The organism is Nocardia sp. CA-135398, from assembly GCF_050955845.1.
Classification (GTDB): Bacteria; Actinomycetota; Actinomycetes; order Mycobacteriales; family Mycobacteriaceae; genus Nocardia.
The window spans coordinates 7,093,615-7,107,475 of record NZ_CP192084.1 but is presented as its reverse complement, the minus strand read 5'-3'; the positions used below and the strand labels follow the sequence as shown (position 1 = coordinate 7,107,475).

Here is a 13,861-nt window from a genome sequence, read left to right as displayed (position 1 = left end):
CAGCGGCGGCGGTCTACCAGGCGGATTCATAGATCCGCCGGACCACGTCCTCGATGTCCGGCTCCTCTATGGACAGGTCGCGAACCTCGGCTCGATCGGAAACGGCGGCGAGAACCTGTGCGGCGGTGGTCGTTTCGGCATCGAAGGCCAATCGCTGGCGCATGCCCCCGCCCTCGCTGGTCAACAGTTCGGCACTGGGCAGATCGTCCAGATTGCGGGTCGGTTCGGCCAGATCGACCACCAGCACCCGCCGCGCGCCCACCCGCACCGCCAGGCCGGTCAGTGAACCGTCGTACACCAGAGAGCCGCGGTCGACGACGAGCACCCGATCACAGAGCCGCTCGATATCGCCCATATCGTGGGTGGTCAGCAACAGCGTGGTGCCGCGCTCGGTGCGTTCGGCACGCAGGAATTCACGTAGTCGCTGTTTCGACAGCACATCGAGGCCGATGGTCGGCTCGTCGAGGATAACCAATTCGGGCGAGTGCAGCAGCGCCGCGGCGACCTCGGCCCGCATGCGCTGGCCGAGCGAGAGCTGGCGCACCGGAGTATCCAGCGTCTCGGCCATCTCCAGTTGTTCGACCAACTCGTAGGTACGTTTTTGCGCGACATCGGATTCCAGCCGGTGGATCGCCGCTAGAATCGAAAACGATTCGCGCAGTGGTAGATCCCACCACAGCTGAGAGCGCTGCCCGAACACCACCCCGATTCGGGCGGCGAGTTCGCGCCGCTGTCGCACCGGATCCAGGCCGCAGGTTCGCACGGTGCCCGCGGTGGGGACCAGAATGCCGGTCAGCATTTTGATCGTGGTCGACTTGCCCGCCCCGTTCGCACCGATATAGCCCACCGCCGAACCGCGTTCGATGCGAAATGTCATCCGATCCACCGCGGTGAGCGTTTCGCGGCTGCGTCGCCAGCGCTGCCCGTTCCTGCGGTGCAGAATGAATTGCCTTGTCAGATTCTCGATCTCGATGATCGAGTTCGATAACTCGCTGTCCGCCATGCTTATCCGCCGCCTCCCTGATAGTGCCGAGTGCCTAGTCGCCACAAACCCAACGCGAGCAGCCACACCCACAGTGCCGCCAGTGGTGCGCACCAGGCCAGCCAGGGCGGCAGCAGCGGCGGGCCGGGTAGGTGCAGTAGTGCGATGGTCGGTAGATACGCCGTGAACGCGACCGGGATGGCGAAGCCGAATACCAGCCGCAGCGACGTCGGAAAGACCGAAGCCGGTTGCATGGCGGCGAAGGAGCCGCCGTAGGTGAAGCTGTTGGTCAATTCCGCACCGTCGATCAGGTAGAACTGCGCGCCGGCGGCGCAGACGAATATCCCGCCGAACAGGGCGATGCCACTGAGCAGGCTGGTTACCAGCAGTGCGAGGGTTTGCGGACTCCAAGCGAGATCGTTGCGAACGAGGCCGAGTCCGAGCACGATGATCGCCACCGACGCGCGGGCGAATCGGCGCAGCGAGATGTCACTGGTGATGAGCTGCAACAGCAGTGGCTGGGGTCGTAGGTGGTAGGCGTCGAGCACTCCGAGCCGGATCAGGGTCGGCAGTGAATCCAGGTGCCCGAAAAGGACTTGGGCCAGTGCGAATCCGGAATTGCTCAGGCCGAACAGCAGGAGTGCGCCGTCCAGATCGAGGCCGCCGAGCACCCGGACATTGTGGTAGATGACCCACACCTCGGCGAATTCGACGATGCCGATCAGGAAGGCGCTGAATACCTCACTGGCGAAAGACAATCGGTATGCGCGCTGGGCTCGCATCCGCGAACCAAGCACCGCCGCGTAGGGGGAGAACCAGGTGCCGGCCGGTACGGGCGTATACGGGGGCTCAGCCACCCTGCACCTCCAGCCTGCGGCGCCCGGCCACCAGCAGCGCCCGGCCCACCGCACCGACCGCGAGTACCCAGAACACCTGTGCGGCAACGACCGTCATGGCATCCATCCCGATGACCCGACCCGACAGGATGTCGATCGGCGACTGCAGGATCGACGGGAACGGAGTGGCCTGCGCGACGGTGCGCAGCCATGCCGGGAACATGTGGACCGGCACGAACAGCCCGGCCAGAAACGTGCCGCAAATCTGGTATAGCACTCGGAGCCCGCGGGTTTCCACTACCCAGAATCCGATCAATCCGACGGCGAAAAGGCATAGAAATGACAACGCGACGGCCAGTATCACGCTGACCAGCCCGAGCGCGTAGGGCCCCGGTGTGCCTGGCATCACGAGCCCGAAAGTAAGCACGCCGACCAGTACGCTCGGCACCCCGCGTGGCAGGATCGTGCACGACGCGCGGCCGAGATCAACAGCGAGATAACTGAATTGGACATCGACGGGTCGCAGGAAATCGATCGCGATATCGCCGTTCTTGACCCGATCCACCAATTCCAGTGGTGGTCCCATGAATTGGGTCGCACCGAGCAGTCCCTGGGACAGCCACACGTAGGCGCCGATCGATCCCGCGTCGTAACCACCGAAGCCGCCGGAGGCGCGCACCGCCGACATCATCACCGCCGCGCGCACGAACCCGAAGACGCAATTGGTGAACAGGCCCGCGAACATCGCGAGTTTGTACTGGGATTGGCGCCGGAAACCGGCGCGCACGAGGTAGAGGTACAGCCGCGCGGTCCGGAGTGGGTGCGCTACGGCGAGCTGCGATCTGTTGCCCTCCACTCTGCCGCGCACAAACGGTTAACTCTACGGTGCGTCGGGGGACGCGCGGTAGGCGAGCGCGCGATTTTTGAAAAAGTGCGACAAACCCGCTGCCCCAATGTTAGAAACACAGTCACTTCAGATTTGCCTCGTGGGCGCTCGCGCACGACAGGAAGGTTCGTCGATGACTCTTGTCGAGATGACCGTTTTCGAGACGCTCGAGTCGAACGTGCGCGGGTACTGCCGGGCTTGGCCGACCGTCTTCGACACCGGCAGCGGGGCCTGGCTGCGCGATGAGAACGGCAAGGACTACCTGGATTTCTTCGCGGGTGCGGGCGCGCTCAACTACGGCCATAACAATCCGGTGCTGAAGCGGGCACTGCTGGATTACATCGTCGGCGACGGCATCACGCACAGCCTCGACATGTCGACCGTCGCCAAGCGGCGACTGCTGGAGGCCCTGCGCGACACGATCTTCGAGCCGCGCGGACTGGACTACAAGGTGCAGTTTCCCGGCCCGACCGGCGCGAATGCCGTCGAGGCCGCGTTGAAGTTGGCTCGCAAGGTCACCGGACGTCAGACCGTTCTCAACTTCACCAATGCCTTCCACGGCATGTCGCTCGGTGCGTTATCGGTGACCGGCAATGCCGCCAAACGCGCCGCTGCCGGTGTGCCACTGCCGCATGCGATGCCCATGCCCTACGACGGTTTCCTCGACGCCGCCGACGACCTGCAGTGGATGCGGCGGGCCCTGGACGACTCGTCCTCGGGTTTGGACAAGCCCGCCGCGGTGATCGTGGAGACGGTGCAGGGCGAGGGCGGGGTGAATGTGGCGCGCTCGCAATGGCTGCGGCAGCTGGCCGAATTGTGCCGAGCGCGCGGAATTCTGCTGATCGTCGACGATGTGCAGATGGGTTGCGGACGGACCGGTGGGTTTTTCTCGTTCGAGTTCGCGGGCATCACTCCCGACATCGTGACGCTGTCCAAATCCATCGGTGGGTACGGATTACCCATGGCGCTGGTGCTTTTCAAGCCCGAACTCGATCAGTGGGCGCCCGGTGAGCACAACGGCACCTTTCGCGGCAACAACGCGGCATTCGTCACCGCACGGGTTGCGCTCGAGCACTACTGGTGCGATAGCGCACTGGAGATTTCGACGGTGGCCAAAGGGGAGCGCACGGCCCGCGCGCTCGCCGACATCGCGGCGGCGTTTCCCGGTGTCTCGACGCGCGGGCGTGGGCTGGTGCATGGCATCGTGTTCGAGGAAGCGTCACGCGCGGGCAAGGTGTGCCAGCTCGCCTTCGAGCGCGGTTTACTCGTGGAGACCTCGGGTTCGGCCGACGAGGTGGTAAAGCTGTTGCCGCCGTTGACGATCAGCGAGGACGAATTGGATCGCGGGCTGTCGTTGCTCACCGGCGCGGTGGCGGCGATCTGCGGATAGCTACCTGCTGCCGATATTGATCACCGGGTGCGCGCTCGGATCCAGCCATCGCATAACGGCTTTGAGGTCGGCAGCCGGGATCGACACGCACCCAGCGGTCGGGCGTCCGGTTTCGACGTGCAGGAAGAAGGCCGAACCCGCGCCCGCGACGACGGGCTGGCGGTTGTAGTCGATCACGACGGCGTGTTCGTACGCCGCACCCGCCTGACCGAGGTTCTCGCTCGCGTTCTCGTTGAATTCGCAAGTGCCAGTCGCGCATTGCATGTAGTGGTTGTAGCTCGACGAGCCGGTATCGGATACCCACCAGTCCTGTGTGCCGACTTGCCGATAGGGCAGCCGGGTTCCGTCGTTCGGCGCGATCCCGAAGGCCTCGCTCAGCGTCCATACACCGGCGGGAGTGTGTGCCGAGTCCTCGCTGGCTCGGCCGATGCCATCGCGCCCGACATAGGCCAGCACCGGACCGATCTCGGCGCGCCAGCCGCCTGAAATGCGTTGCCACGCAGTCAGTGCCGCGGTCGTGTCGGCGGCGTGTTCGGCGACGACGGTGACGACCTGGTCGGCATCGCCGTGGTACGGAAGGGGCAGCTCGGACTTCGACGTGCTGGTGCACGCGGCGACGGCAGCCAGCAGCACAATGAGCAGTGCAATGCGTTTCGACAAATGAAACCTCCCGACCGGCCTCGACCCTAATGCAGATTCCGCCCTTGCCGCGGCAGGCGGGTTCGAGTGTCCGCGCGCGGGTACGCGATGAGCATTGTCGCGACATACGGGAGGTCGAATGATGACGGAAGGCAAGGTCGGCAGTCTGCGCACTGTCGTGCTGGATTGCCCGGATCCACCGAAGCTGGCCGAGTTCTATGCCCGCCTGCTCGGTGCCGAACTGACCGATGCGCCGGATGACACCTGGGTCGTCATCGAAGAACCCGGCGGCAGGCGCTTGGCGTTCCAACACGCGCCGCAGTATCGACCACCGCGTTTCCCGGATCCGGAAGCGTCCCAGCAGATACATTTCGATGTGCTGGTGGACGACATCGAGGAGGCCGAGCCGCAGGCGCTCGCACTGGGCGCGCGGTTGGTACAGGCCAATGACGACAAGCAGTTCCGCGTCTATGCCGATCCCGTCGGACACACCTTCTGCCTTATCTGGCTGCACGGGCAGTCCTGAGCGCTGGACCTGCGGGTTTGCCCGTTTGCCCACGCGGCGCGCGGGTATGACGCAGGTGACTGCCCAACCGGCAGTCATCGGAATCAGTCGCACGAAACGGGCGCCTGTTCGGACGCCTGGTTCGGGAGAGGCAGGCACCATGGCCGCGCGTCACGCGCAAACCTCAGTCGCGCACTGGACGCCGTTGCGCATCGCGGCGGCGGCGGTCGGCGCGGTGTTCCTGGTGGTCGGCGTGCTCGGCTTCATACCGGGTGTCACCACGAATTACGACAGCATGGAATGGGCCGGACACAGCTCCGACGCCGAACTTCTCGGGCTGTTCAATGTTTCGATCCTGCACAACGTTGTCCACCTGCTGTTCGGCGTAGTCGGCCTGCTGGCGTCGCGCACAGCGCTCGCCTCCCGAGCCTTCCTGCTCGGCGGCGGCCTCATCTACCTGGTGCTGTGGTTGTACGGGCTGGTCACCGACCGGCACAGCGATGCCAACTTCGTCCCGTTCAACACCGCCGACAACTGGCTGCACTTCGCACTCGGCGTCGGCATGGTCGCTACCGGGGCGGCGCTCGGTTGGTCGGGCAGCCGAGGCGTAACCGGGGCGCCGCGTCCGTCGATTCAATAGGTACGAGCCGATGAAGCCCGCTCGGACGTGCGCCCGAGCGGGTTCTGTCCGTATTCCGGGTTTCCGCCGGTGCATCAACCGGCGATACCGGGGAATGCCCGGGGTAGCAGTCGCGGTGGCGTGCGGACCGTGGCTTCGTCGTAGGAGGTGATGATGGTGTCGGAGCCGCCGACCTGGCCGGCGCGGAGCTGGCGGATGCAGCCCTGGAATCCCAGTCCGCTGATGCGAGTCTCCGATCGGGTGGAAGGCCTCGTCCGCCTCCTGGCGGTCCTGGTGCTGCTGATCGCCGTGCCCACCGCCGCCGCGGCAGGTACCGCGGCCTATAGCTCGGCATCCGAACGGATCCGCGCCGAGAATGCGACGAAAGTCGTTGTGACAGGGACCATTATCGGTACCCCCGCTCGGGTCACCGCAGCCGTCGCGGACCGCACCGCGACGGTGCGCGACCACTTCGAGGCGCAGGTCTCCTGGACCCACGACGGCAAATCCGGCACCGCGACCGTCGGTGTCCCCGATGCCGCCGAATCCGGCCAGCCCGCCCCCGTGTGGCTCGGCCCGGACGGCAAACCGACCATTCCGCCCGAAGAGTCAAGTGCCGCCGCCGTGCACGGCATCGGTGTCGGTATCGCGGTCCTGCTCGAAATCTGGTGTGGTGCGGCGGCAGTCGTCTGGGCCACCAGCTGGGCCCTGAACCGCCGCCGCCACATCCGCTTGGACCGGGAATGGCGTCAGTTCAGCCACCCGACCGGCCAGGACAGCCTGTGATGCACTCGGCGAGTACCCGGGCAGCGGACTACGACCGCTCGCGTGAGCGCACCGAACTCGACGGCTGAGATACCCGAACGGACTTTGTGATCACTTGCTCAGGGCCTTGCCGCCGTTCGGGGCCACCGCGAACCAGGTTCCGCCGACACCCTGGCCGAGCAGATCACCCGGCTTCGTGTCTTTGGAGAAGTAGTACACCGGCCAGCCGGCGATGGTGATTTGGCATGTGCCGTCGGCACGTTCGATGAATCCGACGAGTTGGGGGTCGACGCCTACGGCATAGAGCACTTGATCGCGGGTGACAGTCAGCGGCGGCCAGGTTACGGCGCACTGCCCGGCGCAGCTGGATACCGACGGATTCGCCGTATCCTTGTCGAACCGGTACAGCGACCGGCCGGTTCCATCCGAAACATACTGTCCGACAGCAGGGTTACTGGTCACCCGGAGTTGCACCGCATTCGCGGTGCCTGCCGGGGCCTGGCCCGCGTAGATCTTCAGCCAGCCTTGGGTTTTCGCTACCGCGGGTGCCTGTGCCGCGACGGGCACTGCTGCCGCAACCGCCGACGTCTGCGCCGTCGCCGCGGGGCTTTTCTCGCCACCGCATGCGCTGAGCAGGCCCGCGAGCACGACAGCGGCGGCCGAGACGGGCACAATGGCACGCTGAAAATGCTTGGCTGAATTCATCTTTCGAACCCTTCGTCGCTATTCGACAAGCTGCACACCGCATCTCGTCTCCGGTACCACGAGCGAGGGCAACCATTTGGTTCACGGGATTCGCCACTGTCGCGGTGTTCGCTATCTCACAGCGCGGGTTAGTTAACGATGTTCGGCGCTCGGATATAACAGCAGGTTCGGATCCGCCGATGAGCGGTCCGGTTGCGCTTACCTCCGCTCGGCTCACAGTGTGTCGATGAGCGCCGACACCTCGCGGGCGCAGCCGTGGGCGATCGTGATGCCGGAGCCGCCATGGCCGTAGTTGTGGATTACCGGAATCGATGAGGAGTCGGCTTCGGCGATCTCCAGCCGGACTTCGGCGCGACCCGGCCGCAGTCCGACCAGCGTTTCGATGACCTCCGCGCCGGTCAACTCCGGTACCAGATCTCGACACCGGCGCAGGATCGACTGTGTCAGTTGCGGATCGGGAGTCCGATCCCAAGCGCCCGTCTCCAGTGAGCCGCCGAGGATGCAGTCGTGGCTGCGCGGATGGACGTAGGCGCGGCCGAGTGGATGTGCTTCGTCACGCACCGATACCGAGATACCAGGGTTGGTGATGCGTACGATCTGGCCGCGGATCGGGTAGACCTCGGCGTCGTCGGCCAGCGGACCGGCGCGCAGGCCAGCACAGTTGACGATGACATCGGGCGCCAGATCGTGGAGCTCGTCCAGACTCCGGATCGTCCGCCGCACCCAATACGCGCCCGCCTGGTGAACCTGAGATGCCAACCACGGCAGGAAGATCGGCATCTCGAGCAGCGGAACGGCGAACCGGAACCCGAAGCGGTAGTTCGGCGGTAGTTCGTCCGGCCTGGCCCGGCGGAACGCTTGTACCGCCTCGGACCAGGAAGGCGTCGCCGGTTCGTCGCGATAAACGGCGAGCGATTCACACATGCGCGCACCAGGTGTATCGGCGTGCGCGAGTCGTTCCAGATGGGCGAACGTCTCGACGCTCCAGGCGGCCACCCGATCGGTCGGCCCGGCGGCGGTGGGGAACCACACCGCGGCGGCGAGGAACGATGTCGTCGAGTCGATGGGCTCCGCGCTCACCACCACGACATGGTGCCCGCCGCGCAGTAGCTCGAATGCCGTTGACAGGCCGACGATTCCGGATCCGACTACCACCGCTCGCACAGCGATTATTTTACACCATTGAGTGTGCCGTTATTTGACGATACATTATTCAACGATACGATTCGGAAGCGCGGGAGGCACTGTGACTGACGTATTGCGCGACGAGGACGTCGGGTATCAGAAGAGTCTCCGCCCGCGTCAGCTACAGATGATCGCGATCGGCGGCGCCATCGGGACCGGACTGTTCCTCGGTGCGGGCGGTCGGTTGGCCAGCGCCGGTCCCGGGCTGGTTCTGGTGTACGCGGTGTGCGGCGTATTCGTCTTCTTCGTGCTCCGCGCGCTGGGCGAGTTGGTGTTGCACCGTCCGTCATCGGGGTCGTTCGTCTCCTACGCCCGCGAGTTCTACGGCGAGAAACTGGCCTACGCGGTCGGCTGGATGTATTTCTTCCACTGGTGCATGAGCGGCATCGTGGATATCACCGCGATCGCCACCTACGTCCACTACTGGTCGGCGTTCGGCGCGATTCCGCAATGGGTCATCGCGCTGATCGCGCTTGCGGTGGTGGTGGCCATCAATCTGGTATCGGTGCGTTGGTTCGGTGAGCTGGAGTTCTGGGCCGCACTGATCAAAGTTGTTGCGCTGGTCAGTTTTCTGGTGATCGGTACGGTCTTTCTCGTCGGCCGCTTCCGGATAGCGGGCGAGAGTACCGGGCCCGGTGTTCTACGCGATCACGGCGGCCTGTTCCCGACCGGGTTGCTGCCATTGGTCGTCGTCACGACCGGTGTCGTATTCGCCTATTCCGCAGTGGAATTGGTGGGCACCGCCGCCGGAGAGGCCGAAAATCCCGAGAAGATCATGCCGCGCGCCATCAACTCGGTGATCGCACGCATCGCCGTGTTCTATGTCGGTTCGCTGGTGCTGCTGAGCCTGCTGCTGCCCTACACCGCCTTCCGAGCGGGGCAAAGCCCATTCGTCACCTTCTTCGCCAAAATCGGTGTGGAAGGCGCGGATTCCGTCATGAACCTGGTCGTGCTGACGGCAGCATTCTCCAGTCTCAATGCGGGCCTGTACTCGACCGGCCGGATCCTGCGCTCCATGTCGATGAACGGCAGCGCCCCCGCCCGCGCGGCAAAACTGTCGGCGAATGGCGTTCCCTACGTCGGGATTCTGGCGACCGGTGCGATCGCCCTGACCGGCGTCGGACTCAACGCGGTGGTTCCCGAGCAGGCATACGAGATCGTGCTGAACATGTCGGCCCTCGGCGTCATAACCGCCTGGGCGGCAATCGTGCTGTGCCAATTGCAGTTGTGGCGTTGGTGGCGCGACGGCCGCGCGACCCGACCCGCCTTCCGCCTGATCGGCACCCCCTACACCAGCATCGCCACCCTGGTCTTCCTCGCCGGTGTGGTAGCGCTGATGGCGAGCAGTGGAAGCGCAGAACAGCGCGGCGCAATCGTCGCCGTCCCCCTGATCATGGTCCCAGTACTGGTCGGTGGCTGGTTCCTCAGGCGACGACCCAGCGTCCAGCCGGTGGGGGACACCGAATCGTCTCACTAGAACGGTGCGGCTATCCGGCGCAGCGAGCGTTGGTAAAACACATCGGTGGTGTCGCGGTCCGGGGAGGAGCGCATTCCGGCCACCGCCGTTTCGTCTCCGTCCAGATGACGGGTGACTCCGAACGTCTCATTGGAAACGCCGCCGAGATCTCGGCGAGTCGTTGAAGAAGTCTGATTTTCCCCGTTTAAGGGGCGGTCTGTGGTGGTACCTATCCCACGGCAGGCCGTGACCTCTGCATACTTCGGGCTACTCGGATGGGAAATCGGTCACAGATGTGACAACTGAATTGGTGAGTTTCCGAATGTGACTCGGGGACGAACCCTCGAACTTGGATCCGCGTACGGTCGACAGAGGGTGAGACGACGTGCGCGGTACCCGTCTGCCCGCGCAAACGCGAACGGACGGGCTGCGTGGCGCCCCCGGCAGGAATCGAACCTGCGACCTAGGGATTAGAAGGCCCTTGCTCTATCCAACTGAGCTACGGAGGCAGTGGGTTCCACCATGGCCGACATTGGCCGTGCTGTCCAGCGCGCCAAGTATAGCGACCGTCCAGATTGCTAGGTTCTCAGCGTCAGCAACATTTCAGCCACCTACGGTGTGCGGGCCAAGCGAGTCGCGGCATGATCGACATCGCACCTCCGATCCGTTAGCCACCATATCGGCCCAAACCCCGCCGGGCCACGCATTAAGGGCCGACTACGCTCAGTGCCATGTCGTCACCGCAAGACCCGCCCGCCGCACCCGAGCTCGAAGCGGGTAAGCCGGGCTCCGGGACGAGCTTCGCGACATTGACCGTGCTGGCCGGTGCGATCGCGGCGGTCGTCGCCGCGATGATCGTCGGACTGTCCGCGGCGCAGGCGTTGAGCCTGCTCGGCATTCCGGATCCGGGAGCGCTGACCACCTATGGCCTGCCCGCGGTGCGCGCACTCGCCGATCTTTCCGCGGCGCTGACCGTCGGTTCGCTGCTGCTCGCGGCATTCCTGGTGCCGCCGCAGTCCAACGGGCTGCTCGATGTCGGCGGATATCGCGCGGTGCGGCGCGCCTCGAATTTCGCGTTGACCTGGGCGTGTTGTGCGGCACTGCTCATACCGCTGACGGTCTCGGACACCACCGGGCAGCCGGTGCGGCAGATCTGGCAGCCGGAGCAGTTGTGGCACGCGATCGACCAAGTGGAGCTGGCCAAGGCATGGCGGACGACGGTGCTGCTCGCGCTGATCGTCGCGGTGGGTTGCCGACTCGCGCTGCGATGGGGATGGGCCCCGGTGCTGTTCGGCGGCGCGATCGTGGCGATGATGCCGCTGGCACTGACCGGACATTCGTCCGCGGGCGGCGCGCACGATCTGGCCACCAACAGTCTGATCCTGCATCTGGTTTCGGCCGCGGTGTGGGTCGGTGGATTGTTCGCGGTGCTCGCGCATGCGATGCGTGGTGGTGGACACACCGATATCGCGGCCAGGCGGTTCTCGCTCACCGCCACCATCGCCTTCGTGGTGATCGGCGTCAGCGGTGTGATCAATTCCTGGGTGCGGGTGCCGTGGAGCGATCTGTTCACCACCACCTATGGCCGACTCGTGATCGCCAAGGCCTGTGCACTGGTGGTGCTCGGCTTATTCGGATACTTGCAGCGCCGCGCCAGCCTGCCCGCACTCGCCGCGAATCCGCGCGATCGGGCCGCGCTCATCCGCTTCGGTGGGCTGGAGGTGCTGATCTTCGCGGCGACCATGGGACTGGCCGTCGGGTTGGGGCGCACGCCGCCACCGCCGCCGACCAGCGTGCCGACACCCGCCGAGGTGGAACTCGGCTACAACCTCGACGGCCCGCCGACGACTGCGCGAATACTGTTCGACTGGCGCTTCGACTTGATCTTCGGCACGCTGGCCATCGTGCTAGCCGTGCTGTACCTGCTCGGAGTGCGTCGGTTGCGGGCGCGCGGCGATGCCTGGCCGATCGGGCGGACCATCGCGTGGCTCTCGGCCTGCGCAATCCTGCTCTTCGCCACCTCGTCCGGGGTCGGGCGGTATTCGCCAGCGGTGTTCAGCGTGCATATGGGACAGCACATGGCGCTATCGATGCTCGCGCCGATTCTGTTCGCGCTCGGCGGTGCGGTCACCCTGGCGCTGCGGGCATTGCCAGCGGCCGGGCGCACCGGTGTTCCCGGGCCGCGGGAGTGGATTCTGGCCGCGGTGCACAATCCGGTCTCGCGATTTCTGACCCATCCGATCGTCGCGTCGGTGATCTTCGTCGGCGGGTTCTACGCCCTGTACATGGGCGGCATCTACGATTCGTTCGTCGATTCCCACGCGGCGCATCTGATGATGAATCTGCATTTCCTGCTCAGCGGCTATCTGTTCTATTGGGTGGTCATCGGCATCGACCCAAAACCGCGCCAGGTGCAGCCGCTGACCAAACTGGGCATGGTGTTCGGTTCGTTGCCCTTCCACGCCTTCTTCGGCATCGCGCTGATGAGCATGACCACCGTGATGGGCGGCTGGTTCTTCCACAGTCTTGCCCTCGGCTGGAACAACGACCTGCTCGGTGATCAGCGCACCGGCGGTAGCCTGGCGTGGGCCAGTGGTGAGGTGCCGTTGGTCGTGGTGATGTTGGCGCTGCTCATCCAGTGGTCACGCAGCGACGCGAAACTCGCGAAGCGGACCGACCGGGCCGCCGACCGCGACCACGACGCGGAGCTGGCCGCCCACAACGCCATGTTCGCCGAACTGGCCAAACGTGATCGAGGAATACGTCATTGAGCTCCCATCGAGGTGCAAGCGTGAGTGAGCGGGGTACCGCGGTGGTAGAGAACAGGCACGCCCGACGGGTATATCGGTCCGATGTGCGGGCGGCCCGCAGACGGCTGACCGGTCAGGTTCGCAAGACGCCGGTCTTCCATACCTCGATCGTCGGACCGAACGGGCCGGTGCCGGTCACGCTGAAACTCGAGTACCTGCAGCACGGTGGGACATTCAAGGTGCGCGGCAGCTTCAACGCGCTGCTGGAGTCCTCGGTCCAGGTCGACCACGTGGTGATCGCCTCCGGCGGGAACGCCGGGATCGCGGCCGCGCTGGCTTCGGCTCGTCTCAGCAAGACGTGCACGGTGGTGGTTCCGGAGTCGGCGCCGCATACCAAGGTGGCCGCGATGTGGTCCTACGGTGCCGAAGTGCTGTGGCACGGAACGACTTACGCCGAGGCATACAAGTACGCGACCGAACTCGCCGAAGAGCGGGGCGCGCTGCAGCTGCACGCCTATGACCTGCCCGCCGTGGTCGCCGGTGCCGGTGTCGTCGGGCTGGAATTGGAGGAGCAGGTGCGCGGGCGACCGCCGGTGCTGGTCGCGGTCGGTGGCGGCGGGTTGGTCGCCGGTATCGCGGCGGCGCTGGGGCGGCGGCAGCAGGTGGTCGGGATCGAACCCGAGGGCATTCCGACGCTGAACTCCGCGCTGCTCGCGGATCGGCCGGTGGATGTGAATGTCCGCAGCATCGCGGCGGATTCCTTGGGCGCCAATCGAATCGGCGATATCGCGCTGGATATCGCGCGACGCTATGACGTCCGGTCGCTGCTGGTCACCGACGATGCCATCTCGACCGCGCGCGAATATCTGTGGCGCGAGTTCCGGGTCGTGGTGGAACTCGCGGGGGCGACGGCGTTGGCGGCCGTGCAGAGCGGTGCGTATGTACCCGCCGAGGGGGAGCGGCCGGTGATCGTGCTCTGTGGTGCCAATACCGATCTGTCGGTGCTCTGACCGGCTCGGGATGTTTGAAGCGGCAACTGTCCACATGCGACGAAGTTGTCCACATTCGGGAATCGGGGCGGCCTGAGGGGGTTCGGAACCGTCAAGCTGAAAGGGCATCTCGGTGCGGGACTCGGGAGCTTGA

At 65.3% G+C, this 13,861-nt stretch carries 13 protein-coding genes and 1 tRNA gene; 7 read left to right on the top strand and 7 right to left on the bottom strand.

Annotated features, from left to right (window positions below; all coding sequences use genetic code 11):
• Positions 1-13: 13 nt before the first annotated feature.
• The 3 genes from ACQP1T_RS31655 to ACQP1T_RS31645 are packed head-to-tail and all read right to left on the bottom strand — an operon-like array spanning position 14 to position 2,686.
• Positions 14-1,003, bottom strand: a complete 990-nt coding sequence (locus ACQP1T_RS31655) for an ABC transporter ATP-binding protein (RefSeq protein ID WP_433756686.1) — start codon at positions 1,001-1,003, stop codon at positions 14-16.
• A 2-nt stretch (positions 1,004-1,005) separates the two neighbouring features.
• Entirely contained in the window at positions 1,006-1,839 is an 834-nt protein-coding gene (locus tag ACQP1T_RS31650) for an ABC transporter permease (protein WP_433756685.1), read from the bottom strand.
• Complete coding sequence (locus ACQP1T_RS31645) at positions 1,832-2,686, bottom strand: ABC transporter permease (RefSeq protein ID WP_433756684.1); 855 nt, start codon at positions 2,684-2,686, stop codon at positions 1,832-1,834. The genes ACQP1T_RS31650 and ACQP1T_RS31645 overlap by 8 nt, the downstream gene beginning before the upstream one ends.
• A 151-nt stretch (positions 2,687-2,837) precedes the next feature.
• Between ACQP1T_RS31645 and ectB the strand changes: the two genes are divergently transcribed.
• Positions 2,838-4,094: a diaminobutyrate--2-oxoglutarate transaminase gene (gene ectB / locus ACQP1T_RS31640; protein WP_433756683.1), complete on the top strand. Its 1,257-nt coding sequence runs from the start codon at positions 2,838-2,840 to the stop codon at positions 4,092-4,094.
• Here ectB and ACQP1T_RS31635 read toward each other — a convergent pair whose 3' ends face one another.
• Positions 4,095-4,754, bottom strand: a complete 660-nt coding sequence (locus ACQP1T_RS31635) for a L,D-transpeptidase family protein (protein ID WP_433756682.1) — start codon at positions 4,752-4,754, stop codon at positions 4,095-4,097.
• A 118-nt stretch (positions 4,755-4,872) separates the two neighbouring features.
• Here ACQP1T_RS31635 and ACQP1T_RS31630 point away from each other — a divergent pair, with 118 nt between their 5' ends.
• From ACQP1T_RS31630 to ACQP1T_RS31620, 3 genes are all read left to right on the top strand, one after another.
• Complete coding sequence (locus ACQP1T_RS31630) at positions 4,873-5,259, top strand: VOC family protein (protein ID WP_433756681.1); 387 nt, start codon at positions 4,873-4,875, stop codon at positions 5,257-5,259.
• 139 nt (positions 5,260-5,398) lie between these two features.
• The gene (locus ACQP1T_RS31625; RefSeq protein WP_433756680.1) at positions 5,399-5,878 is read left to right on the top strand and encodes a DUF4383 domain-containing protein; all 480 of its coding nucleotides are present in this window, start codon (positions 5,399-5,401) and stop codon (positions 5,876-5,878) included.
• Between the two features lie 195 nt (positions 5,879-6,073).
• Positions 6,074-6,643 carry an Rv1733c family protein gene (locus ACQP1T_RS31620; RefSeq protein WP_433756679.1) on the top strand — a complete coding sequence of 190 codons (570 nt, stop codon included), beginning with the start codon at positions 6,074-6,076 and terminating at the stop codon, positions 6,641-6,643.
• Positions 6,644-6,733: 90 nt separating this feature from the next.
• Here the strand turns inward: ACQP1T_RS31620 and ACQP1T_RS31615 are convergent, their stop codons facing one another.
• Both ACQP1T_RS31615 and ACQP1T_RS31610 read right to left on the bottom strand, forming a co-directional pair.
• Entirely contained in the window at positions 6,734-7,327 is a 594-nt protein-coding gene (locus ACQP1T_RS31615) for a hypothetical protein (RefSeq protein ID WP_433756678.1), read from the bottom strand.
• A gap of 213 nt (positions 7,328-7,540) precedes the next feature.
• Positions 7,541-8,491 carry an FAD-dependent oxidoreductase gene (locus ACQP1T_RS31610; protein ID WP_433756677.1) on the bottom strand — a complete coding sequence of 317 codons (951 nt, stop codon included), beginning with the start codon at positions 8,489-8,491 and terminating at the stop codon, positions 7,541-7,543.
• Positions 8,492-8,573: 82 nt separating this feature from the next.
• Here ACQP1T_RS31610 and ACQP1T_RS31605 point away from each other — a divergent pair, with 82 nt between their 5' ends.
• Positions 8,574-9,989 (top strand): amino acid permease, encoded by a 1,416-nt coding sequence (locus ACQP1T_RS31605; RefSeq protein ID WP_433756676.1) that lies wholly within the window; start codon positions 8,574-8,576, stop codon positions 9,987-9,989.
• 411 nt (positions 9,990-10,400) lie between these two features.
• On the opposite strand, the gene ACQP1T_RS31600 is transcribed toward ACQP1T_RS31605, so the two are convergent.
• Positions 10,401-10,477: transfer RNA gene (locus tag ACQP1T_RS31600), tRNA-Arg, on the bottom strand.
• Positions 10,478-10,699: 222 nt separating this feature from the next.
• Between ACQP1T_RS31600 and ACQP1T_RS31595 the strand changes: the two genes are divergently transcribed.
• Together ACQP1T_RS31595 and ACQP1T_RS31590 are read left to right on the top strand one after the other, a co-directional pair.
• The gene (locus tag ACQP1T_RS31595; RefSeq protein WP_433756675.1) at positions 10,700-12,739 is read left to right on the top strand and encodes a cytochrome c oxidase assembly protein; all 2,040 of its coding nucleotides are present in this window, start codon (positions 10,700-10,702) and stop codon (positions 12,737-12,739) included.
• Positions 12,740-12,759: 20 nt separating this feature from the next.
• Positions 12,760-13,728, top strand: coding sequence for a threonine/serine dehydratase (locus ACQP1T_RS31590; protein ID WP_433756674.1), 969 nt, complete (start codon positions 12,760-12,762; stop codon positions 13,726-13,728).
• The last annotated feature ends 133 nt before the right edge of the window (positions 13,729-13,861 follow it).